23 protein-coding genes and 1 tRNA gene are annotated in these 21315 nt (G+C 68.0%); 7 read left to right on the top strand and 17 right to left on the bottom strand.

Going from position 1 to position 21315, the window contains the following annotated elements; genetic code table 11:
• Positions 1-174 precede the first annotated feature (174 nt).
• Positions 175-999 (top strand): ferritin-like domain-containing protein, encoded by an 825-nt coding sequence (locus AC1VNX_RS14825; RefSeq protein WP_483157373.1) that lies wholly within the window; start codon positions 175-177, stop codon positions 997-999.
• Between the two features lie 189 nt (positions 1000-1188).
• Complete coding sequence (locus AC1VNX_RS14820) at positions 1189-1503, top strand: hypothetical protein (RefSeq protein WP_483157372.1); 315 nt, start codon at positions 1189-1191, stop codon at positions 1501-1503.
• 446 nt (positions 1504-1949) lie between these two features.
• Here the strand turns inward: AC1VNX_RS14820 and AC1VNX_RS14815 are convergent, their stop codons facing one another.
• Positions 1950-2246 carry a hypothetical protein gene (locus AC1VNX_RS14815; protein ID WP_483157371.1) on the bottom strand — a complete coding sequence of 99 codons (297 nt, stop codon included), beginning with the start codon at positions 2244-2246 and terminating at the stop codon, positions 1950-1952.
• 275 nt (positions 2247-2521) lie between these two features.
• A complete protein-coding gene (locus AC1VNX_RS14810; RefSeq protein ID WP_483157370.1) occupies positions 2522-2959 on the bottom strand; it encodes a hypothetical protein in 438 nt (145 codons plus the stop codon).
• Between the two features lie 116 nt (positions 2960-3075).
• On the opposite strand from AC1VNX_RS14810, the gene AC1VNX_RS14805 reads away from it, so the two are divergent.
• Positions 3076-3149 (top strand) — tRNA-Gly (locus AC1VNX_RS14805).
• A 98-nt stretch (positions 3150-3247) separates the two neighbouring features.
• Here the strand turns inward: AC1VNX_RS14805 and AC1VNX_RS14800 are convergent.
• Positions 3248-4060 carry a sulfite exporter TauE/SafE family protein gene (locus AC1VNX_RS14800; protein ID WP_483157369.1) on the bottom strand — a complete coding sequence of 271 codons (813 nt, stop codon included), beginning with the start codon at positions 4058-4060 and terminating at the stop codon, positions 3248-3250.
• Positions 4061-4172: 112 nt separating this feature from the next.
• Between AC1VNX_RS14800 and AC1VNX_RS14795 the strand changes: the two genes are divergently transcribed.
• Positions 4173-4979: an AraC family transcriptional regulator gene (locus AC1VNX_RS14795; RefSeq protein WP_483157368.1), complete on the top strand. Its 807-nt coding sequence runs from the start codon at positions 4173-4175 to the stop codon at positions 4977-4979.
• Positions 4980-5004: 25 nt separating this feature from the next.
• Here AC1VNX_RS14795 and AC1VNX_RS14790 read toward each other — a convergent pair whose 3' ends face one another.
• Entirely contained in the window at positions 5005-5874 is an 870-nt protein-coding gene (locus AC1VNX_RS14790; RefSeq protein WP_483157367.1) for a helix-turn-helix transcriptional regulator, read from the bottom strand.
• A gap of 333 nt (positions 5875-6207) precedes the next feature.
• Here AC1VNX_RS14790 and AC1VNX_RS14785 point away from each other — a divergent pair, with 333 nt between their 5' ends.
• A complete protein-coding gene (locus AC1VNX_RS14785) occupies positions 6208-7107 on the top strand; it encodes a helix-turn-helix domain-containing protein (protein ID WP_483157366.1) in 900 nt (299 codons plus the stop codon).
• A gap of 15 nt (positions 7108-7122) precedes the next feature.
• Here the strand turns inward: AC1VNX_RS14785 and AC1VNX_RS14780 are convergent, their stop codons facing one another.
• From AC1VNX_RS14780 to sctV, 13 genes are all read right to left on the bottom strand, one after another.
• Complete coding sequence (locus AC1VNX_RS14780; RefSeq protein ID WP_483157365.1) at positions 7123-8154, bottom strand: EscU/YscU/HrcU family type III secretion system export apparatus switch protein; 1032 nt, start codon at positions 8152-8154, stop codon at positions 7123-7125.
• 12 nt (positions 8155-8166) lie between these two features.
• The gene (gene sctT / locus AC1VNX_RS14775; protein ID WP_483157364.1) at positions 8167-8949 is read right to left on the bottom strand and encodes a type III secretion system export apparatus subunit SctT; all 783 of its coding nucleotides are present in this window, start codon (positions 8947-8949) and stop codon (positions 8167-8169) included.
• Positions 8950-8973: 24 nt separating this feature from the next.
• Positions 8974-9465, bottom strand: coding sequence for a serine kinase (locus AC1VNX_RS14770; RefSeq protein WP_483157363.1), 492 nt, complete (start codon positions 9463-9465; stop codon positions 8974-8976).
• Positions 9462-10811, bottom strand: coding sequence for a FliI/YscN family ATPase (locus AC1VNX_RS14765; RefSeq protein WP_483157362.1), 1350 nt, complete (start codon positions 10809-10811; stop codon positions 9462-9464). Before AC1VNX_RS14765 ends, AC1VNX_RS14770 begins: the two co-directional genes overlap by 4 nt.
• Complete coding sequence (gene sctL, locus AC1VNX_RS14760) at positions 10808-11449, bottom strand: type III secretion system stator protein SctL (RefSeq protein ID WP_483157361.1); 642 nt, start codon at positions 11447-11449, stop codon at positions 10808-10810. The genes AC1VNX_RS14765 and sctL overlap by 4 nt, the downstream gene beginning before the upstream one ends.
• Positions 11431-12132 carry a type III secretion system protein gene (locus AC1VNX_RS14755; protein WP_483157360.1) on the bottom strand — a complete coding sequence of 234 codons (702 nt, stop codon included), beginning with the start codon at positions 12130-12132 and terminating at the stop codon, positions 11431-11433. Before AC1VNX_RS14755 ends, sctL begins: the two co-directional genes overlap by 19 nt.
• A 12-nt stretch (positions 12133-12144) precedes the next feature.
• Entirely contained in the window at positions 12145-12954 is an 810-nt protein-coding gene (gene sctJ, locus AC1VNX_RS14750) for a type III secretion system inner membrane ring lipoprotein SctJ (RefSeq protein ID WP_483157359.1), read from the bottom strand.
• A gap of 7 nt (positions 12955-12961) precedes the next feature.
• Entirely contained in the window at positions 12962-13375 is a 414-nt protein-coding gene (locus AC1VNX_RS14745) for a hypothetical protein (protein ID WP_483157358.1), read from the bottom strand.
• A 56-nt stretch (positions 13376-13431) separates the two neighbouring features.
• Positions 13432-13638, bottom strand: coding sequence for a hypothetical protein (locus AC1VNX_RS14740; protein WP_021004014.1), 207 nt, complete (start codon positions 13636-13638; stop codon positions 13432-13434).
• A gap of 147 nt (positions 13639-13785) precedes the next feature.
• Entirely contained in the window at positions 13786-14985 is a 1200-nt protein-coding gene (locus tag AC1VNX_RS14735) for an FHA domain-containing protein (RefSeq protein WP_483157357.1), read from the bottom strand.
• A 2-nt stretch (positions 14986-14987) separates the two neighbouring features.
• A complete protein-coding gene (sctC, locus tag AC1VNX_RS14730; RefSeq protein ID WP_483157356.1) occupies positions 14988-16751 on the bottom strand; it encodes a type III secretion system outer membrane ring subunit SctC in 1764 nt (587 codons plus the stop codon).
• 17 nt (positions 16752-16768) lie between these two features.
• Entirely contained in the window at positions 16769-17035 is a 267-nt protein-coding gene (sctS, locus tag AC1VNX_RS14725; protein ID WP_483161957.1) for a type III secretion system export apparatus subunit SctS, read from the bottom strand.
• A 44-nt stretch (positions 17036-17079) separates the two neighbouring features.
• Positions 17080-19152, bottom strand: a complete 2073-nt coding sequence (sctV, locus tag AC1VNX_RS14720) for a type III secretion system export apparatus subunit SctV (protein WP_483157355.1) — start codon at positions 19150-19152, stop codon at positions 17080-17082.
• Between the two features lie 312 nt (positions 19153-19464).
• Here sctV and sctQ point away from each other — a divergent pair, with 312 nt between their 5' ends.
• The gene (gene sctQ, locus AC1VNX_RS14715) at positions 19465-20598 is read left to right on the top strand and encodes a type III secretion system cytoplasmic ring protein SctQ (protein ID WP_483157354.1); all 1134 of its coding nucleotides are present in this window, start codon (positions 19465-19467) and stop codon (positions 20596-20598) included.
• Positions 20599-20625: 27 nt separating this feature from the next.
• Entirely contained in the window at positions 20626-21285 is a 660-nt protein-coding gene (gene sctR / locus AC1VNX_RS14710) for a type III secretion system export apparatus subunit SctR (RefSeq protein WP_483157353.1), read from the top strand.
• Positions 21286-21315 lie beyond the last annotated feature (30 nt).

Raw genomic sequence — 21315 nt, 5'->3', positions numbered from 1 at the left:
TTTGCTTGAACAAACGATTATAGGTTTGGCCATGCCACCCGCGCCGCCCGGGGCCTCCCGGAAGACGGCACGATCCGGACTCCACGGCTACTATGTGTCCTGGCGCAAAAAACGAGAACCAAAGACGGTCTGCGCCATCCGTACTTGTACGGACAAAAAGATCAAGGAGTTCGCATGGCAAGCCAAGATGCCGAACGGCACTGGACGATCGAAGACCTGGATTTCTCGCGCATCGCGCTCGACAAGGTACGCCCGGACGAGAACCTCTTCTACCTGGTGACCTCCGCCTCCTTCATCGAGAGCGGCTCGGACCTGTACACGCATAACCTGGTCGACTTCTTCCAGGGCGACCAGGAAGTCACCGACTGGCTCTCCCAGCACTGGGAACTCGAGGAGCTCCAGCACGGCAAGGCCCTGCGCGCCTACGTGCGCCACGTGTGGCCGGAGTTCGACTGGGACACCGCCTACGGCAACTTCCTGGAGGAGTACGCGACCTACTGCAAGGTCGAGCTGCTCGCCCCCACCCGAGGCCTCGAGATGACCGCCCGCTGCGTGGTCGAGACCGGCACCGCCACCTACTACCGCGCCATGGCCCGCTGCACCGACGAGCCCGTGCTGCAGGACCTGGCGACCCGCATCGCCACCGACGAGGTCAATCACTACAAGCACTTCTACCGCTACTACCGGCGCTACCGCGAGCAGGAAAAACTGGGCCGCCTGCGCGTGATGGGCACCATCGGCCGGCGCACGCTCGAACTCAAGAGCGAGGACGCCGACTGCGCGATCCGGCACGTGGTCAGGACACGATCGCCCGAACGCGCCGACGACACGGCCTATGTGCAGCGCCTGAGCGCCGACATGAACAACACCATCCGCACCCACCTGAGCCCGGGCACCACGCTCAAGATGCTGATGCGGCCGCTGGAGCTGCCGGCGAAGGTGCAGACGGTGATCCAGTACCCGATCAGGCAGTTCATGGAGCATGTATTCCTGCGCTGACCGGCACGCAGGGCGTTCCCGTGTAGCTGCAAACCGGAACCTGGATTCCATTTCGCACAACAGGTGCTTGGCTAATATTTCCGCCCCCCTTTCTACCCAGATAGAGACAAGGCCTGAGACCTTCGGACAAGCGCGGCTGCATCGCGCTGCTGGCAAGTCGGTTCGCGGCCTTGTTGCATGCGCGTCCCGATGTTCGATCACACAGCCAACCGCGAGCAGCTCTACACAGTCAGGCTGGAGGGCACCAGCCTGACCATACGGGACCTGATGGAGGTGCGCTTCACGTTCCTGCGGTTGCTCGAGCAGCGCATCGGCCCCTCCTCGCGCCTGCTGAAGTGCTACCGGGCCTGGCTGAACCAGCTCGAATCCGGCATCGACTCGATGAGCGAATCGCAGATCGTCAACGCCCGCCTCTGGCGCGAGGCCTGGGAGCATGCCAGCGAGATCGCGACCCCGCTTCTGAGCCAGCCCCAGACCACGACCTTCCGGTTCGAGCTTTTCTGAAGGGGGAACGACAAGACGCCGCAAAAAAAACCCAGCGCGAAGGCTGGGTTGAACCTCTTGGTGCTGTCACGCACAGAGAACTCGCACTTCAAAGCGAGCCCACAAAATCTAGGGCTTCATGCGCCGCCGCCTTGTCGGACGGGACCGACACTTCGAAGCGATGAATACGACCGCGCGGCCCTCAAAGGCCCGGCATCTCCGCAAATTTGCCAAATAGTTCACGTTTTAATAAGTGTCCTACGGCGACTACCTGTGTCCGGCTGACATGCGCTCAGAGGGCGAGCGCCGACGATACCGACGCTGTCACGCAACAGGGCCGCATAAAAGAAGAGCTCTCTGTCAGTGCTTGGAGCGTGCCCACAAGGGCAACTCGAACCCGCTTCGGCGGGTATTTTTTTACCCACCGCAATGCGGCCCCCACCAGCCGAGGCTCGCCGCACGCTGGCTCAGCTGGCCGAGGTCAGCCCCGGCTTGCGGCTTCCGTCCAGCGAATACAGCTGGGGCCGCTCGTCCGCGGAGCCGGCTTCTGTCGCCAGCCCTGCTCCATGCGCCGCGCCCTGCGGCTGGCGATAGAGCTCGTTCTCAAGACGCCTGACGCGTTCGGCGTACATCCGGGCAAGCGCGCTGTGATGCTCTGCTGCCGCCTGATGCTCGATGCGCGCCATCTGGGCTTCTTCCAGGAGGGCCGCCGCGCGTCGCAAGTACGCGGTGTGATTCGGGCGAAACAAGAAGTCGAACGTCATTTCACGCTCCTTTCCGCAGGGAGATGCGGTGCAAGCCATGTTCCTCCCCGCGCGCCGCCGAGTCTGTCGGAACGCGCCTACCCTCGGGCTACCCTTTTTCTCACCTCAGACCACCTCTACCACAAGCCCATGACAGGTTTTCCCGCCTCGGTGGGGACAATGCTGTGGAAAACTGTGTGCGCATCGCTCGCAAGCCTTGCCTGGCGTGGCCTGCAACACGATGCCCGCCAAAGAGGCAGCACCCGAAAATATTTTCGAGGGCGGCTGCCGACGGGCTATCCCAGGTCCGACCGCTTGCAATCGAAGACCCTGCCCGGCTCGATCGCCCGCAGCGTCGGCACCTTGCCGATGAACACCACCCCGGCGCTGATCAGCCGCCATTCACCCGCCTTGAACAGCTTGAAGAGGTTCGTGACCTCGTCGCCCGCGGCCGGAATCGCGTTGAAGACGTAGGCGGGCTCGCCGCCCTGGGTCTCTTCCATGCCCAGCAGATCGGCCCTCATCTTGCCCATGGTGTCCGTGTCCTTCGTCCTGTGACGGACGATGTCCATGTTGACGGTGCGCGAGTGCTCGTCGATGGCGATCTTGCGGATCCAGGGGGCCGGGCCTGTGCCGCCTGGGGCGGGGACGCAGGTGATCGTTCCGGCAAAGGCCGAGCCTGCTGCCAAGGCGAAAAAGGCATGGAGGGCGAGTCGGGTGGGCTTGGATTTCATGCTCGGTATGGCGTGTTGGGTCGGCTGGTCCGCGCGGCGGCGCGAACCTCGAATGGCATGCATCTATACTCCCGCCTGTCGCCGATTGCAGCCTTGCCATCGGCGGTTTGCGAGATGCGGGTGTAGTTCAATGGTAGAACGGCAGCTTCCCAAGCTTCATACGAGGGTTCGATTCCCTTCACCCGCTCCAACCAAGGGTCCCAAGCGATCCTAAGGCTCTCAAGAAGTCCTCACTAAATCCGATCCGATCGGACGGGGCCCCTACTTGGCTGATCTCCGGCACCTCGCCTAGCCGATCAACATCGACGCCACTACTGCAATCAGCAGCCCGACATACACCCTGGCGTGTACCCGATCGGGAATCCGCCCGATGAACGGCGATGCCATGCGTATCCCGGCATACGAGCCGGCGACCAGGGCAAGGAACGCCCGCAGGTCCACATAGCCTACATACCCGGCCCCCAGGGACGTCATTCCACCCCAGGAAAGCACCGCGTAAGTCGCCGTCCCGGCCAAGGCGACGGGAAGCGTCAGCGGATTGGCCATGGCCGTCGCGCCGGTCATGCTCACCCCTCTGCGGCGAAGCAGCGGGACCGTCATGACGCTGCCCCCCACTCCAAGCAATGCCGCGATCCAGCCGATGACGATGCCCGTCAATGCGGTTCGTGCCCGGGCAGGCCGGGCCTCTTGCGCCGGCTGCAGGAGAAAGCCGGGCCGAAGCCAGCAGTCCAGAACGGTCAGGCTGACGTAGGCGATGAAAGCCCAGCGCAACCAACTGCCCTGCACTGCTGCCGCGGTGGCCGCTCCGAGCACGCTTCCGGCGGCGATGGCGACGGCCAGCGGCTTGATGACTGACCAATCCAGCGATCCTGCGCGCTGGTGCTTCGCCGTTGCCATCGCCGACCCGAAGATCATCACGCACGTCGAGGTAGCAACCGCGATCTGCATCGCATGGGATGCAGCCGGTGTTTCCGGTCCGCGCATGTGCGTCAGCAGCTGGTAGAGCAGCGGAACCACCACGAAGCCACCACCGAAACCGAAGAGCACCGTAGTCACGCCGGCGAGCGTGCCGCAGGCAACAAGCCAAAGATAGAGTTCCATCGCAATCCGTCCTTCAATGCCTGAAAGGTTATGGCTGCAGGCGCTGTCCGGCTTTCGGAATCTGGACAAGAATGTTCGCGTTTCAGCCAACAGCGGACACCCGCGGACAGCAATGAGAAACGTACCTTTGGACAGCGTCGATGCACTCGAGCGCGAAGTGCTCGCCATCGGCACCGACTACGCGCGCGGGACGCTCCTGGAGATGCATCAGCATCGGCGAGCGCAATTCCTCTACGGCGCGACTGGCCTCATGGAGGTGGGCACGGACGATGGCGCGTGGGTCGTTCCTCCGCATTGCGGGGTGTGGATTCCGGCGGGCAAGCCGCACCGCGTACGCATGGTGGGCGTCAGCACACGCAGCCTCTACATCGAGCCGAAGGCAGCGCCGCGCGACGGATCTCGCTGCGAAGTGCTGCTCGTCCCGCCCCTTCTACGGCAACTGCTGCTGGAGGCGACGGACGTGCAGGCACTCTATGACAAACAAGGCAGGGATGGCCTGCTGATGCGCCTCGCGCTCGCGGAGATCGCGCGTGCGGCCACGCTCCCGATCTTCGCGCCCCTGCCCAGGCACAGCACGCTTCACGCCCTGTGCGTGGAGTTTCTCTACGCGCCCGACATCCGCGCCACTGCTGGCGAGTGGGCGCAGCAACTGCACCGCAGCGAGCGCACGTTCACGCGCTTCTTCCGCGCCGAGACGGGCATGGCCTTCGGCGAGTGGCGCCAGCATGCCTGCCTGATATCGGCGCTTTCCAGATTGGCCGAAGGGCAGCCGGTGACGGCCGTCGCACTCGAACTCGGCTACGACAGCCCTGGTGCGTTCTCGACCATGTTTCGCCGCCGCCTGGGCTTCAGCCCGTCCGGGATCGCGCGTTCAGCGTCCGGTCGACGCGCCGGCTGGCAAGTCGAATTGGGGCATTGAAGGCACGGACAGCCTCCCGGCGAACTCAGTTCTCGCCGAGCACTCCGAAATCGCTGTCGCCCTGCTGCACGGCATTCACCAGCTGCACCCGATTGCGCGCGGCAAAGCGGCGCCGCAGCTGCCGCATGTGGTAGTCCACGGTGTGGGACGACAGGTCCAGCCGGTTGGCGATCTCCTTGTCGCTGCGCCCCTGGAGCAGTTGCTGGAGGATGTCCTGCTGCGTCGCGGAGATCTCGATGCGGCCCGCGCCCGGCGCACCGACGATGCGCGTGTGGCGCGACACGTATTCGTGCACGCCCAGCCCGAGGATCAGGCCCTGCCCGATCACGCTGTCGCTGATCCAGTCGCTCCCGGGCCTGCGCGACAGCAGGCTGATCACCGTGTGCTGGTTCACGTGCGTGGGGGACGCCAAGCGGAACAGCAGCCCGCTGCGGATGCCGCTGGCATACAGGTCGTCGAGGAACCGCTGCCGCTCTTCGCTCAGCTCGTCCGAAATCTCCGCCGCCAGCGCCTCGAGCCGGGCCACGTCCCAAGCCAGTGGAAGGCTCGACGCGGGCACGCCCTGCTGCCGAAGGTCGACGCCGCAATAGTTGTGCGCGAAGTAGCGCCTGGTCCATTCAGGGTTGGCGTAGGCGGTGAAGAAGCTCAGCGGCCACCAGTGGCCCCGCATGTACGCCACCGTGCCGTAGCCCAGCCAGTCGAAATCGAGCGCATGGAGCATGCTGCGCACCAGCGCCGCGCGGGCTTCGCTGCCGGGTGCGTCCATCAGATTGCCGACGATGGCCGGCACGCCGCCGGCATGAGGCGGCACGCTTCGCGGCAGGTACAGATGTTCTTCGGCATAGAACTGCGGAACCGGATTCGCGGGTTGCAGCTCCGCTTGCGGTCGCGACACCGGATCGAATCCCTGCGCCTCGGAGGCCGACGCAGGCGAGGCACGATGAAACAAGGTGGACAGAATCATGGAAGGCCTGATGGGTGTGCCGCCATGCCGGAGAGGACGACGGACCTGGGTCAAAGTACCGCAAGGGCGTTGTCATCGCCTTGTAAATTTTTAGCTTCCGACGCATTTGCCCGGGCTCGTGCATCCAACTGAGTACCTTCGCCTGAACAATGCACGGCCTTCGCGGTCCTCGCCCGGCCGAGGCTTCACAGATGACGATGGCGCTGGCATGCTTGCTGCACACAGCGCGAGGCAAACGCCCGACCTCCGCACATACCCCGTCCCATGGCACTGCCCGCCTCCCAGTACTGGCGAGACACGGATCTCGCAGGTCTCCAGTTCACGACCAACCGGTTTCGCCATCGCGAAGTCCGGCCGCACCGGCACGTGGGCTTCACGCTCGCGGTGGCCGACACCGAACTCCAGGTACGCAGCGGCACCCACGTCACCGTCGTGCCGCCGGGCGCACTGTTTCGAATCGCGCCGCATGTCTGGCACTCGGTGCAGGCGCGCACGCATGCCTGGCGCGAAGACGCCCTCTTCTGCAGCCTCGCCGTGGCGCGCTGCATCAGCCCCGCGGACGACGCCCCGCCGTTGGCACGGCTGGAGGACGATGCGGGGGTCTCGGTCTTCATCGACGCCTGCGCGGCGCTCGAATTCCTCGAATGCCATCGCCTGCTCTTCGTCCCCACGAGCACCGGCGACCCCGAGGACATCGCGGCGGGCCGCGCACTGCTGCGCCGGCGCCTCTCGCAATGGCTTCCCGCCCCGTCGCCGACGGAGGACGGTGCCCTCGACACGGAGCGCCCGCACCCCGACAGCGGTGACGAGCGCCTGAACCGGCTCTATGCCCTGATCGCGTCGGGCTTCCATCAACGCATGACGCTCGACAGCCTGGCCGATGCGGTCGGCTGGCACCCCGTGCACGTGCAGCGCCGGTTCACCGCCGCCTGGGGCTTCACGCCGCACGAGATGCTGGTGGGCCACCGCATCGAATATGCCCGCGACCTCATCGCCGGCGGCGCCCACGTCACCTATGCGGCGCACGCGGCGGGCTTCACCGACCAGAGCCATCTGCACAAGACCTTCATGAGCACCTATGCCGTGCTGCCGGGCGACTACCGCAGGCTCGCCGCGCTCGATGCGCTGCAGCCACCCTCGGCCAGGAACGGCATCGCCGGCTAACTCGCCGCGCCGGCTTCATCCGATGCCCTGCGCCCAACGCAGGAGCCTGGCGACGGGTGCATACAGCGAACGTGGAATGGTCTGGTCCACCGGCACCTCCGCATAGATGCGCTCGGCCAGCGAGGGCTCGAACTCCATCGGTACCAGGCCCTCGCCGGCAAAACGCCGGATCTGCGCGGCCACCTCGCCCTCGCCGCGTGCGATCACGCGCGGCAGGTCGTTCTCGCCGAGGTACTGCAGCGCGACGGCCGTACGGGCCGAATGGATCACGGCCGAGGCCATGCGCACGCGGTCGCCCAGGCTGGCGTACACCGCCTCGAAATGCGCGGAACGGCGGCGCGACTGGTTGACCGGATCGCCCTCCACCTCCTTGTATTCCTGCCGGATCTCGTCGATCGACATGCGCTGCTGCTTCATGAACTCGTAGTGCTCGTGCGTGTAGTCCACCGCGGCCATCAGCGCGTAGATCACCGTCGCCCAGCCGAAGGCCACGAGCACCATGTGCGCCGCGGCGGTCATGGTGGCCGCGGGGCTGGCGTAGCCAAGCTTGAGTGCGGTATCGACGAAGCCGCGCACGATCACGAACATCAGGCCCGCGAGCAGCAGCGTCTTCAGGCTCATCTTCAGCAGGTTGATGAGGTTGCGGGTGGAGAAGATGCGCTGCAGCCCCTGGGCTGGGTTCATGCGGTTCACGTCGGGCTTTAGGCGCTCCCACGCCGCCACGCCGCCCACCTGGGCCAGCGAACCCACGATGCCGGCCACGGCAGCGATGGCCATGATGGGCAGCGTGCCCCACAGCAGCGCCTCCCCGGTGTGCAGCAGCAGCTCGTCGAAGCGGTCCTCCGGCCGCGTCAGCAGGCTGGTGCTGGTGGCGTGCAGCCAGAGCTCGCGCAGCAGGCTGTAGAGAACCCCGCCGCCCAGCCACATGCAGACCACGACCACGGCGAACACCGCGGTCGAGGCCACGTCTGAGCTGAAGACCACCTCGCCGCGCTTGCGCGCGTCGCGCAGCCGCTTGGGAGTGGGGTCCTGGTCTTTCTCCGCCATGGCCGAAGGGCGCTAGAGCGTGGCGCGCAGGAAGTCGAGCACGCCGTTCTCGGGCCGCAGGAATTCCTGCAGCGACTCGTACACGAAGAACACGAACAGCAGCATCATCAGGTGCGCCAGCAGGCTCTTGAGAGGCTGCGAGAACACGAACACGTTGAGCTGCGGCGCCACGCGGCTGACCAGGCCCATGCCCAGCTCCACCAGCAGCAGCACGAAGATGACCGGCGAGGCCAGCTTGACGATCCACAGGAACAGCGTGTCCCCCTGGCGGATCGCGAACTGTTCTATCACCAGGCCCAGGTTCGGAAAGAACGAGGCCACCGGCCACAGCCGGTAGGAGTCGACGATCACGCCCAGCATCGCCAGCAGCCCGCCGGCCGAGACGAACAGCGTGATCACCATCCAGCCGAGGAACTCGCCCGTGGGCCCGTTCTCATGGCCCGCCACGGGATCGAAGAAGGACGCGTTGCTGGAACCGGTCTGGAAGTCGATCAGGTCGCCCACGCTCTGCACCGCCCAGATGAAGATGCCGAAGCCCAGCCCCAGCATCAGGCCGATGAAGGCCTCCTTGCCCGCGATGAGCACCCAGGTGCCGATGGAAGCCGAGGGCATGTCGCCCGCCACCGGCGACATGAACAGCGCGAGCATCAGCAGCAGGCCGTTGCGCACGGTGCCGGTGATCATGCCGCCCGAGAGAAAGGGCACCACCGCGAAGATCGCGAAGAGGCGCGGCAGGGTGAGCACCACCGACGAGAAGAATCTCTCGAAGCTGGCCAGTTCGATGGAGGGGTCCATGGCGATCCGTGCGTTCCTGCGCGCCTAGGCCGAGCGCCGCGCGGCCCACGCCTGCGACGTGGTTTCCTCGGTCGCTTCGTCGAGCCGCTGCTCCTGCAGGCGCAGTCGCTCGCCGCGGCTGCGCTGTTGCATCTGCTGCGCCTTCTCGACCTCTGCGCTGGCGGCGCGCAGCTTGCGGCGGCTGTCATCCAGCGTGCTCTCGCGCAGCGCGTGGGTCTGCCCGGCCTGCGCGGCAAGCCGGCTCGCCTCGGCGATCCGCGCATCGAGCGCGGCGCTCCAGGCACCCGCGTGGCGCAGCTGCGCCACGCTGCACTGCCCGTCCGTCAGCGCGCCTGCGGTCTCCTGCCAGTGCGCGGCCTTGTTCTGCACCTGCTGCTGCTGCCACGCCTGGGCCTGCTGCAGTCCGGCGCGGCTCTGCTCGGCGGCGGCCCGGTCGCGCGCGACGATGCGCATGGCCACTGTCTTCTGGCGCTCGCGCACGCCCACCAGCAGTTTCCAGTCGATGCCTGCGCTCATCGCCCTGGCTCCCATGAGGCAGCGCCGAACCGCTGCAATGCCTCGATCGACTGCGCATAGGGCAGGCTCGCGTCCGGCGGCTGCGACAGGAAGTCGAGCATCGCCGGCCGCGCACCGATCGCCTCGTCGGCCAGCGCGTCGCCGCCGGCCTTGTATTCGCCGATCTGCACGAGCAGCTCCATCTCCTGGTACTTGGCCAGCAGGCTGCGAAAGTGCGCCGCCGCGGCACGGTGCTCGCGCGAAGTCACCAGCGGCATCACGCGGCTGATGCTCGCCAGCACGTCGATCGCCGGATAGCGGTTGGCCGCAGCGGCCTTGCGCGACAGCACGATGTGGCCGTCGAGGATGGAGCGCACCTCCTCGGCGATGGGGTCGCTCTCCTCGTCGCCCTCGGTCAGCACCGAGTAGACGGCGGTGATCGAGCCCGTCCTGCCCTGCCCCGCGCGCTCCAGCAGCTGCGGCAGCATCGAGAAGATCGACGGCGGATAGCTGCGCCGCGTGGGCGGTTCACCGCTGGCCAGGCCGATCTCGCGCTGGGCGCGCGCGAAGCGCGTGAGCGAATCGACCAGCAGAAGCACCTTCTTGCCCTGGTCGCGGAAATGCTCGGCGATGGTGGTCGCGGCATAGGCCGACTTGATGCGCTCCATCGGCGGCCGGTCGGAGGTGGAGACCACCATCACAGTCTTCGCCAGCCCCTCGGCGCCGAGGTTGTGCTCGATGAACTCCTTCACCTCGCGCCCGCGCTCGCCGATCAGCGCGATCACGTTAACGTCGGCCGTCGCGCCGCGCGCGAGCATGCCCAGCAGGGTGCTCTTGCCCACGCCCGGCGGCGCGAACACGCCGACACGCTGCCCTTCGCCGAGCGTGAGCAGGCTGTCGACCGCGCGGATGCCAGTGGCCAGCGGCGCGTCGATCATCCGGCGCGCCAGCGGGCTCACGGGGTCGCGGTGCACCGGCAGCAGCGTGCGGGTCCTGAGCGGCCCCCGTTCGTCGATGGGCTGGCCCAGCGCGTCGAGCACGCGCCCCAGCAGGCCCGCGCCCACCGGGCAGACGTGGCCGCGCCCAGTAGGCAGCACTTCGGTCAAAGCCGAGATGCCGGTGATCGGCCCGAGCGGCGTGAGGACGGCGGTGTTGTCGCGGAAGCCGACCACCTCGGCCAGCAGCGGCGGCTCGCCCGGCGTGACCAGTTCGCACAGCTCGCCCACATGGGCCTGGATGCCCGATGCATCGATCAGCATGCCCACCGCCTTGCTGACGCGCCCGCGGATCGCCACCGGCGTGACGCGGCCCAGCGCCTGTTCCAGCTCGGCGACGATGCCCAGCGCCGCGTCGGACACCGGGCTCACGATTGCGACCCCTCCCGGGTCTCGGCGAGGCCGCCGCGCTCCACCGCGCGCCGGAACGCGGCGAGCTGCGCGTCCACGCCGATGTCCAGCACGCCGGAGGCCGTCTGCACCACGCAGGCGCCGACGGGCAGCGCCGCATCGGTCACGAAATGCACGGTCATGCTCCAGTTGGCCTCGCTGCGCAGGCGCGCGATCACCCCGCGCAGGACCGCCTCCTGCGCGGGCGCCACGCGCACGGTGATGAAGGGCTCCTGGCGGATCAGCGTGTCGACGCGCAGCAGCGCCGCCTCGAACAGCGCTGCCGGGTCCGCATCGGCGATGAACTGCCCCACGGCCTTGACGACGACCTGCGCCATGGACGTGCGCAGCGCATGCAGCTGTCGCTCGGTGGCCATGGTGTCCGTCACCAGCTGGGTCGCGTATTCCTCCTTGGCGCGCCGCAGGCCCTCCTCGTAGCCCTGCCTGCGGCCGGCCTCGGCGTCCTGCGTGGCCTGCTGCACGATGCGTCGCGCCTCGCGCCGGGCCGTCTCGACCACGGTCGATGCGTCGAGCAGCGCCGCGTATTCGTGCTCCTTCAGGACCTTGCGCTCGCTCAGGAGCTGCAGGTTCTCGGTGGTGATCAGAAAAGCCAGTCCCATTGCGGCAGTCTTTCGGGGACGATGCACGAGAGCATCAGTTCGTTGAGTTGCTGGAGCTGGCGCCGCTGCAGCTGCGGCACGCCGAGCGCCGAGACGCGGCGCGGCAGCTTGTGCCCCAGGCGGCGGCGGACCACCTCGCCTTCGGCCGCGGCCGTGGCGAGCAGCAGCCGGTGGCCACGCTCGACGGCGACCCGCCCGGCTGACAGGGGCCGCTGCTGCAGCAGCGCGTTGTCCATGCGCAGCTCGGTGAGCAGCGGCACCCGGTCGAGCACGAAATCCACCGCATCGGCATCGAAGCGGCGGGCCTGGCGGCGGATCTGCGCGCCCGCGCCGCCGCGCAGCCGGAACAGTGGCAAGTGCACGCAGAAGCCCAGGTAGGCGGCGAGCCGCCGCAGCGCTGCGGCATCGAGCAGCGCCACGCGCTTGAAGCGGGCGTCGAAGTTGTAGTCGGCGCCGCCAACGTCGAAGCCCTGTGCTCGCCGCAGTTGGTTGGAGAGCACCGCGCGGCCCGCCTCCCCCAGCCGCGCCGGGACGCGGTGGCGCGATGGCCACTCGGCAGGCAGCCAGCTCGGGTGCAGATCGATCTCGGGGTGCAGGTTGAAGCGCACCACGAGGCGAACGAGGTCCATCGGGCCGGTTCCGGCCTGCGGGGTCTCGTGGGTGGCGGGAGTCGGTGCCGGCATTCCTGTTCCGGGTCAGCGCCTGAACACCTGGCGGCGCGTCCAGCTGCGCCAGTCCACGCCCTGCCTGCGCAGCAGCACCGGCAGCACCATCAGGCAGATCGCGGCCAGCAGCAGCAAGCCCAGCAGCACCATCGCCGTCGACGCCGGGAACAGGCCCAGCACCATCGCACGCTCCCTGGTGCCGCCCGCCAGGGCCGCAGCCGACGCCACCGGCCGGCGCGCCTCGAAGAGCGACAGCGACACCTGGTCGTGGCTCAGCCCCTCGATGCTGTGCGCCACCATGTCCTTCACGGCCGGCGCCAGCAGCCGGATGTCCACGTCCGGGCGGTGCTTGATGAACACCGCGGCCGACGACGGCCGCATCTTCTCGCTCAGCGGGTCGTTGGCCGGTATCACCACGTGCACGCGCGCGGACACCACGCCATCCACGTTGCGCAGCGTCTGCGACAGCTCCTGCGAGACCGCGTAGATGTAGCGCATGCGCTCCTCGGAGGGCGTGGACACCAGGCCCTGCTTCTGGAACACCTCGCCCATGGTGGCGAAGCGCTCGTGGGGCAGGCCCTGGGCGCGCAGGACGTCGAGCGCGGCGCCCATGCGGCTCTCGTCCACCTCGACCTGCCAGTTGCTGCCCTCCACGCGGCTCTTGGCCGCGTCGATGCCCTCGGCCGACAGCGCGGCGACGATCTCGTTGGCCTCCTGCTCGTTGAGGTTGGAGTACAGGCCGACCTTGCAGCCGCCCAGTGCCGCCAGCAGGGCCAGCGCCGCGAGCCAGCGGCCGCGGCGCGGAAAGAATGAAGAAAAGGTGCGGGACAGCAGCTTCACGGCATCCTCATTGCTGGTTCTTCAACAGAGTGCCGAACAGGCTGGTGGCGGCGCTCGCCAGACCCGTGGAAATGTGCATCTTCGCGAACATCATGTGCGCCTCCATGGCGCGGTCGGTCATCGCGAACATGGTCTTGATGGGGTCGGACATGTCGATCGACTCGAGCATGCTGTGACGCATCTCCTCGTAGGAGCGCACGCTGCCGGAGAACTGGGCCGCGAGCGCCCTGGCGGCGTCGCCCAGCGCGCTGGGGGCGGCCACCGAGGACGGCGGCGCCTGCACGCCCTGCATCATGTTGGCGAACATCCGGGTCTCGCCCGGATCGAGGCGCGAGGACGCGCCTGCCTGCTGCTGCGCGGCGGCCGCGGACACGCCGGCCGGCGGCGCGCCGGCCGCGACCAGCGCGGTTGGATCGGTCATGGTTCACCTCCTGGGGAAAAGGCCGCGCGATGCGCCAGGGCATCGCGCGGACCTGCTTACGAGGACTTGGCCGACTGGCGGATGTCGTTGCCGGTGGACTTGGCCACCTCGCCGCCGGCGGCGCTCGCACCGTTGACCGTGTGCGCGGTGGATGCCGCGCCCTGGATGCTGGTGGAAGCGGCCATGCTGGCCGACATCAGCCGCGCGTTGTCGGCTGCGGCCTGGTTCATCTGCTGGATAGAGCTGTCAACTGCGCCTGCCATGTGTATCTCCTGGTCAAGAAAGGATTGATTTACGAGGGTTGAAGCGCCCCGTCCCGGCGGGACGAAGCCATTCCACGCGGCGCGCGGATGCGGCGCCGCATGAAATCCGGGGTGCGCGCGAGGCGGGCTCTGCCGATGGCCATGCCTTCACCTCCCGCGCCTGTTGTTGTTGTCGGGCACGCCGCCGCTCAGGACCAGCCCGTCGGCGTCGATGCGCTTGAGCTCGGCGCCGGAACGCAGCACCGAGCCTTCGTAGTAGCGGCTGCCGTTCGACAGCTGGATGTGCCGCAGTCCGTTGCCGTCCTCGGTGATGCTCACCATGCGCGCCGGCAGCACGCTCTGCCAGCCGTCCCACTGCGCGCGCACGTCGGTGTCCTTGTTCTCGGCCACCGGCTTCTCCCGGTACTGGACCTTGTCGAAGACCAGCACCGACGGATGCAGGTCTTCGCTGAGCCTGCGGATCTTCTGGCGCACCGCGGCGTCCTCCACCGTGCCGGTGAGCACCAGCCGGCCCTGCCCCGTGTACGCGACCGCCACGCCGGGGTCGCCCACATAGCGGCGCGCCTGCTCGACCATGTCTTCGGCCGAATGCACGTTGACGCCGACCTGGCTGCCGAAGGGCTCCATCGCCTGCTGCAGGGCCTCGCGGCGCTGCCTCGACTCCACGTAGCCCTTCACGCCGAGCCGCCCGCCCTGCGCGGCTACCACCTCCACCTCGGGGAAAGGCACGAGCGCCTTCTCCACCGCGGCCAGGTCCACGTGCCCGGTGCGGCGTGCGCTCGCGCCCGCGTCGCCGAGCGACACCGCGGCCAGGCCGATCACCGCCAGCAGGGCCATCACGCCACCCGCCCAATACCCGAGGCGCAGCCGCGACGAAGCCTCCGACGGGCCCGCCAGCGCGCCCTCGCCGGGCCGCACCTCATGCTCGGGGGCGAACATGCGGTCCTCGCGCACGTCGGGCACGTAGCTGCGGTCAAGCTGGAAGTCGATCTGCCCGAGGCTCACCACGTCGCCCGCGACCACGCTCCTGCGCGCCTGTCGCATGTCCTCGCCGTTGAGCCGCGCCGAGGCCGTGCCCAGGCGCTGCATCGACACCACCAGTTCGCCCACGGTGAACGCCAGGTGGCGCGGCAGCACGTCGCCTCCGGGCAGCATCACCTCGCAGTCGCCGCCCGAGCCCAGCACATTGAGCCCGGGCTTGAGCGCGATGGTGCGGCCCTTCACAGCGCCGCTGAGGAAGCGCAGGCACCAGCCGTCGCCCAGCGCGGGGCGCTCCGGCCGTGCCGTGCCGGCCGCTTCCGCCGGCACGTCGCCGTCGTCGAAGGAAATCTCTTGCGGGTCGTGCACGCTCAGCCTCCCACTTCCGGCAAGGGCAGCGCCGGCACGTTCGCCGTGGCGCCCGGCAGCACCAGGCGCGGCGTCAGCAGGTAGAAGCGCTCCATGTTGGACTGCTTCTTCTCGGTCGACCTGAAGAGCCCGCCGACGCCGGGAATGTCCTTGAGCAGCGGCACGCCCGTGACCGCATTGCTCTTCTCCTCGGACGAGTAGCCGGCGATCAGCAGGCTCGCCCCCTCCTCCACGAGCGCCTGCGTGTTGACTGTGCGGCGGCGCACGATCGGTATCTTGTCGACCGACATCGGGCTGAGGTCGCCGTCGACGATGTCGATGGACATCATCACGCCGCGCGAGCTCTTCTCGTCGATGACCAGGGGCGTCACGCGCACGGCGGTGCCGGCGGTGATGCTGAACAGGCCCGCATCCTGGAAGCCGTCCACCCGCACGTAGAACTCGCTGAGGTTCTCCAGCACGGCCTCCGTGTTGTCCAGCGTCATCACCTTGGGGCGGGCCACGAAGTTCGCGTTGCCGTTGGTGGCCAGCGCGGTCACGCGGGCCAGCAGGTAGTTGCGCGCGCTGTTGCCGATGGCGGCGGTGAACATGCCGCCCAGCGGCGTGAGCGGATTGCCCGAGCCGTCGCTGCTGCCGATCTGCCCGGCCTCGCTGCCGGTGCCGCCCCAGGTCAGCTGCCCGCGATCGCCGCGGCCGGTCTGGAAGTCGGCATGCCGCCCGTGCAGCCGCCAGTCGATGCCCAGGCTGTTGAGCGTGTCGGAGCTGATGTCCATGATGGTCACCTCGATCTCGACCAGCCGGGGCCGCACGTCCATCGATTCGATCAGCTTCGCGTACTGGGCCATCTTGTCCGGCATGTCGCGCACCAGCACCGCGTTCATGCGCGTGTCGGCCTGGAACTGCGGCAGCTCGCCGCCCGCCAGATTCGCGATGCCGCCCTGCGCGACGGCTTCGCTGCCGGCACCGGCGATCTCGACCTTGGGCGCGTTGATGGTCTCGCCGCTGCGCAGCTTGATCTGCCGGTTCGGCCCGAGCGACATGCCGCCGCTCATGCCCCGCGGGCCGCCGCTGCCGGCCGGCGCATTCCCGCCGCTGCGGCCATAGAGGCTGCGCAGCACGTTGGCCACGCCGGGAATGACCGTCTCCTTGCCCGAGCGGTTGATCCGGAAGTCCGAGGCCCAGGCGTATTTGAGCGGGAACAGCCGTATCTCGGCGCCCTCGGCCATCGCGCTCTTCTGGTCGGCCAGCTTCACCGCCTGGCGCACCATCTCGACGTAGCGGCGCGGCCCCGTCACATACACGCTGGCATCGCGCTCGCTGATGCTCAACGGATAGCGCTCGTCGGAGATGTGCAGGCGTACCAGGGTCTCGGCGATGCGCCCCGCGTTCTCGGCCGCGATGGGCAGCACTTCACTCTTCGCGTCGGCGGCCAGGTCGATGAACAGGAAGGCGCCGTCGAAGTACCAGGTCAGTCCGTTGACCGCGCACACGCTGTTGAGAGTGCCCAGCGCGGGGCCGGCGAACTTGCCGCTGATGGTGCCGGCCACCTTGGAGTCGATCACCGCTGTGATGTTCTGCGACGAGGCCAGCTCGCGCAGGAAGTCGGCCAGCGGCTTCTCGTTGGCAACGATCTGGAACGGCCGGTTGCTCCAGCGCAGTTCGGCCGCGCGAGCTTGCGCGCACACGGCCAGCAGCACGAGCGCGGCGCACCCCCACAGCAAGAGGCGGCGGTGGCAGAAGGCTTTCAGGCGCGGGGCGGCGGCCATCCCGGAGAAATACTTCTTCACGGCAGGGAACTCAGCGCCTGGATGGCGCGCTCCGCGAAGCGCATCACGTCGCGCCCCATCCAGCCCGCGGTTACGATGATCGCGACCATCACCGCGATCAGGCGGATCGACTGGCCGATGCTCTGGTCCTGCACCTGCGTCACGGCCTGCAGCACGGCCACCACCAGTGCCGTGACCGTCGCCACCGCCACCACCGGCAGCGAAATCCACAGCACGAGGAGCAGGCCTTCGCGTGTGATGTCCAGGATGTTCTGCGGAGTCATGGCGTTCTTCTCGCGGTGCGCCTTCGAAGGCAATGGGATGTTCATCAATGGGCCTGGGGGTTGGTGACCCAGCCCACCGGCTGCAGGGCCACGTCTTCGTCGACTTCCTGGTAGGACAGCACCGGCAGCAGCGGCGCCACCGGCTCGATCAGCGTCTTGATGTAGCGGCGCACGTCCGACGAGGCGATGGCCACCACGCGGGTCGCAGCCGATCCGAGGATGCGGCGCACCTGCTCGCGGATGTCCTGCGTGACGGCCGGACTCAGCAGCAGCAGGTTGCCCCGAGGCGAGCGTTCGATGGCGTTCTGCACCCGCTCCAGCAGGCTGGACTCGAACAGGATGGCCTCGAGCTGGCGGTTCGGGCCCACGTAGCGGCTGGTGATGTAGCGGCCGAGGTCGATGCGCACGAGTTCGGTCAGCGCGATCGCGTCCTGCTCCTTCGGCGCCCATGTCGCGAGGCACTCGAAGATCGCGTGCAGGTTGCGTATCGGAATGCCCTCCTGCAGCAGCCGGCGCAGCACTTCGGCGATGCGCTGGCCCGAAGCCACGCGCGCCACCTCGGCCGCGAGCTCGGGCGCGTCGCGCTGCACCGAATGCAGCAGGCGCTGCACTTCCTGCAGGCCGATGAGCTCGCGCACGTTGCGACGCACCGCGTGGTCCAGGTGAAGGCCCACCACCTCCTCGTTATCCCGGCTCGTGGAGCCGGCAGCTTCGCCCTGCACCCAGACCACCCGGGCGAAGGGGCCGAAGGGCTCGGCCACCTCGGCACCGGCCGGCGGCGCCGCGGCCTCGGCCGGATCGAGCATGCGCCATCCGGGCCTGAGCGTGCCCTGCGACACCGCAACGTCGTGCACCAGCACCTGGTAGGCGTGTTCGGCCAGACCGTCCGCGTAGGCGAGCTGCAGGCGCGGAAACACCGGGCCGAGATCGGATTCGACCGCCGTCTTGACCCTGGCCAGTTGCAGGTCGAGGGCATGGCGGTCGATGCCGCCGCGCAGGCCGCTGGACAGCCGCACCGCCAGCGGCGCCGCGATGGCGTGGTCGCCGTCGACGTCCTCCATGGCATCGCCTTCGCGGTGCGAGATCCAGCCCGGCGTCTGGTTCTTGCGGCGCCGCATGCGCACCGCGAAGCCCAGGCCCAGCAGCGCCGCCGCCAGCAGGCCGAACACCCACTTCGGAAAGCCCGGCACCACCAGGAAACTCGCCACCGCGAGGCCCGCGATGATCAGCGCGCGCGGATGCGCCATGAGCTGCTGCCCGATCTGGCTCGCGAGCTGCGTGTCGCGGCGCTCACCCGTGCTCACGCGCGTGATGACGATGCCCGCGGCGATCGACACCAGCAGCGACGGGATCTGCGAGACCATGCCGTCGCCCACCGTGAGGATCGCGTAGCGCTGCAGCGCGCCGCCCAGGCTCATCTCGTGCATCATCGTGCCGATGGCGATGCCCGCGAGGATGTTGACCAGCGCGATCACGATGCTCGCGATGGCGTCGCCCTTGACGAACTTCATCGCGCCATCCATCGCACCGTGGAGCTGGCACTCCTGCTCCAGCATGTGGCGGCGCTTCTGCGCCTGCGCCGACGACAGCACCCCTGCGCGCACATCGGCGTCGATGCTCATCTGCTTGCCGGGCATCGCATCCAGCGCGAACCGCGCCGCCACCTCGGCCACCCGCTCGGAGCCTTTCGCGATCACGATGAACTGCACGATCGCGATGATCAGGAACACCACGCCGCCGACCACCACGTTGTTGCCGACGATCAGCTTGCCGAAGGTGTCGATGATGTGGCCCGCGTGCGCATGCAGCAGGATCAGCTTGGTCGAAGCGATGTTCAGCGCGAGGCGAAACAGCGTGGTGAACAGCAGCAGCGAGGGAAAGGTCGACAGCGACAGTGCCGACGGCACGTACATCGCCACGATCAGCAGCACCAGGCTGATGGCGAGGTTGCTCGCGATCAGCAGGTCGAGCAGTGGCGTCGGCAGCGGCAGCACGAAGAGCGCGACGATCACCACCAGCAGGCCCGCGAGCAGCAGATCGTTGTAGCGGCCGGCGCTGCCCAGAAGGTCGCGCACGCCGCCGCGGTAGGCGCTGAAGGATCGCGGAGAACTCGCCATGGTGTCTTTGTCTTGCGGGTGTCCCGAAGTACCGGGCGATGCCTGTCGCACCGCTTCGCTTCGTCGTCGAACGCGAGGAATGTCGCGTCGCGACGGACTCTATGCGCCGCCCTCCATTTGCGGCAACCACGAGTTTTCGTAGATCGCCGCGGTGTGTGGCGCGCGCGGCACTACGTGTTTGCGGACTACCTTCGCGCAACACCTCTGGCTAAGCTGCCGGTCCCGATGCGAACCGACTCGCATTGCTTCAAGGCGTGAAGAAGGTGAAGAAAAACAGAGCCGCCCGCATCGGCGCATCGAACGAAAGCGTGCATGCCTGACGCAAGCGCCGACGCAGTCATGGAACTCGGCGAAGCCGGCGCATTGCCGCGTGCCGACGCCGCCAACGTGCGCGCGCTCAACCGCCTGTACGGCGCGGCGCCGCTGCCGGACATCGCGGCCGCACGCGGTGCGCGCTACCGCGTCCGCTGGCACCACGACGCGGCCTTCGCCCGCACCGCACGCGAGAGCTTCCGCTTCAGGCTGGGCTCGCACGTCGGGCATCTCGCGATGGACGCCCCAAGCCTGCAGGCACTGCTGGGCGAGCGCCGCATCGACCTGTTGCCGCGCGACCTGCGCTACATCCTGCTCGCCGATGCGCTGCATCCGCTGATCGACGCGCTCGAGAAAGCGCTGCGCCTGCATTTCGAGTGGCAGCCTTCGGAGACCGAGGCGCGCGACATGCGCGACACGCACGACATGCACGAGCGCGGCCATCAGTCGCTGCCTTCGCAAGGCGATCCCGAGCACGCGGCCTTCTTCGTCGCCATGCCCCTGGAAGGCAGCACCGTGCTGCGCGGCTTCGTGCAGTTCGAGGACACGGCCACGCTCGACGCCCTGGTGCCCGCAGCCACCGGCCCGCGTCACAACGCCTACGCAGCCGACGCCTTCGACGCGCTGCGCCTGCCCGTGAGCTTTCGCCTCGGCAGCACGCCGATCCGCCTGCGCGAGGTCGGAAGCATCCGGCCCGGCGACATCGTGGGCATCGAGCAGTGGAGCTCCTCCGGAGCCGCCATCGTGGTCACGGCGGAGCTGGGAGGTTCCGCCGGGCGGCATCTTTCCGCCTTCGCCGAAGGCTCGCGCATCACCGTTCAGCAATCGAGAGACAGTGCCATGAAGCCAGACATACCCGCCCTCGCGGCCGATACCGCGGACAACGCCAACCTGCCGATCGACCGGCTCGACGCGCTGGAGGTCACGCTGCGCTTCGAGGTCGGCGATCTGTCCGTGTCGCTCGGCGAACTCAGGAGCATCCGCGCAGGCCATGTCTTCGACCTGGGCCAGCCGCTCAACCGCAGCCCCGTGCGCATCCTTGCGCACGGCAATGTGCTGGGCAAGGGCTATCTCGTCGCGGTGGGCGACCGGCTGGGCGTGCGCGTGTCGGAATTCGCGCCCGGCGAGGTCTGAAGGGCCCCCCTCAACCGGTCCATACCCATGCAAGGCGGACTTCCGGAACCCCTCACGCTGGTCGCGCTGATCGTCGCCTTCGGCATCGCGCCGTTCGTGGCGCTGATGGTGACGAGCTACACCAAGCTGGTCATCGTGTTCGGCCTGCTGCGCACCGCCCTGGGCCTGCAGCAGACGCCGCCCAACATGGTGCTCAACGGCATCGCGATCATCCTGTCCGTCTACATCATGGCGCCGGTGGGCATGGACATCGGCGATGCGCTGCGCGGCCGCAGCTTCGGCGCAAAGGGCGAAGGGCTCGGCGACATCATGGCCGTCGTCGATGCGGCCAAGGCTCCGGTGAAGGAGTTCCTGCAGAAGCACACGCATGAGCGTGAGCGTCAGTTCTTCCTGAAGTCGGCGGCCAACATCTGGCCGAAGGCGCGCGCGGAGCAGCTGAAGGACGACGACTTCATGGTGCTGGTGCCGAGCTTCACGCTCAGCGAACTCACGCGCGCCTTCCAGATCGGCTTCATCATCTACCTGGTGTTCGTGGTAGTCGACCTGATCGTCGCCACGGTACTGCTGGCGCTGGGCATGTCGATGATCTCGCCCACCACCATCTCGCTGCCCTTCAAGCTGCTCCTGTTCGTGATGCTCGACGGCTGGACGCGGCTGGTGCACGGGCTCGTACTGTCGTACCGATGACCTTCTTCCACGCATGCTTCTTCAGCTCCT

The sequence above is a fragment of the Variovorax sp. TLI9-5A genome (assembly GCF_056867935.1).
The sequence above is the reverse complement of the archived record's forward strand: the minus strand, read 5'-3'. Positions and strand labels throughout refer to the sequence as shown.

Excerpts from the sequence above, each read along its gene's own strand:
- AC1VNX_RS14740 (WP_021004014.1), bottom strand. The coding sequence starts at position 13,638 with ATGGCAGGCGCAGTTGACAGCTCTATCCAGCAGATGAACCAGGCCGCA.
- AC1VNX_RS14770 (WP_483157363.1), bottom strand. The coding sequence starts at position 9,465 with ATGAGCGCAGGCATCGACTGGAAACTGCTGGTGGGCGTGCGCGAGCGC.
- sctT (WP_483157364.1), bottom strand. The coding sequence starts at position 8,949 with ATGGACCCCTCCATCGAACTGGCCAGCTTCGAGAGATTCTTCTCGTCG.
- AC1VNX_RS14820 (WP_483157372.1), top strand. The coding sequence starts at position 1,189 with ATGTTCGATCACACAGCCAACCGCGAGCAGCTCTACACAGTCAGGCTG.
- AC1VNX_RS14800 (WP_483157369.1), bottom strand. The coding sequence starts at position 4,060 with ATGGAACTCTATCTTTGGCTTGTTGCCTGCGGCACGCTCGCCGGCGTG.
- AC1VNX_RS14825 (WP_483157373.1), top strand. The coding sequence starts at position 175 with ATGGCAAGCCAAGATGCCGAACGGCACTGGACGATCGAAGACCTGGAT.
- sctR (WP_483157353.1), top strand. The coding sequence starts at position 20,626 with ATGCAAGGCGGACTTCCGGAACCCCTCACGCTGGTCGCGCTGATCGTC.
- AC1VNX_RS14810 (WP_483157370.1), bottom strand. The coding sequence starts at position 2,959 with ATGAAATCCAAGCCCACCCGACTCGCCCTCCATGCCTTTTTCGCCTTG.
- AC1VNX_RS14795 (WP_483157368.1), top strand. The coding sequence starts at position 4,173 with ATGAGAAACGTACCTTTGGACAGCGTCGATGCACTCGAGCGCGAAGTG.
- sctV (WP_483157355.1), bottom strand. The coding sequence starts at position 19,152 with ATGGCGAGTTCTCCGCGATCCTTCAGCGCCTACCGCGGCGGCGTGCGC.
- AC1VNX_RS14785 (WP_483157366.1), top strand. The coding sequence starts at position 6,208 with ATGGCACTGCCCGCCTCCCAGTACTGGCGAGACACGGATCTCGCAGGT.
- sctC (WP_483157356.1), bottom strand. The coding sequence starts at position 16,751 with ATGGCCGCCGCCCCGCGCCTGAAAGCCTTCTGCCACCGCCGCCTCTTG.
- AC1VNX_RS14745 (WP_483157358.1), bottom strand. The coding sequence starts at position 13,375 with ATGACCGATCCAACCGCGCTGGTCGCGGCCGGCGCGCCGCCGGCCGGC.
- sctQ (WP_483157354.1), top strand. The coding sequence starts at position 19,465 with ATGCCTGACGCAAGCGCCGACGCAGTCATGGAACTCGGCGAAGCCGGC.
- sctS (WP_483161957.1), bottom strand. The coding sequence starts at position 17,035 with ATGACTCCGCAGAACATCCTGGACATCACACGCGAAGGCCTGCTCCTC.
- AC1VNX_RS14755 (WP_483157360.1), bottom strand. The coding sequence starts at position 12,132 with ATGCCGGCACCGACTCCCGCCACCCACGAGACCCCGCAGGCCGGAACC.
- AC1VNX_RS14780 (WP_483157365.1), bottom strand. The coding sequence starts at position 8,154 with ATGGCGGAGAAAGACCAGGACCCCACTCCCAAGCGGCTGCGCGACGCG.
- sctL (WP_483157361.1), bottom strand. The coding sequence starts at position 11,449 with ATGGGACTGGCTTTTCTGATCACCACCGAGAACCTGCAGCTCCTGAGC.
- AC1VNX_RS14815 (WP_483157371.1), bottom strand. The coding sequence starts at position 2,246 with ATGACGTTCGACTTCTTGTTTCGCCCGAATCACACCGCGTACTTGCGA.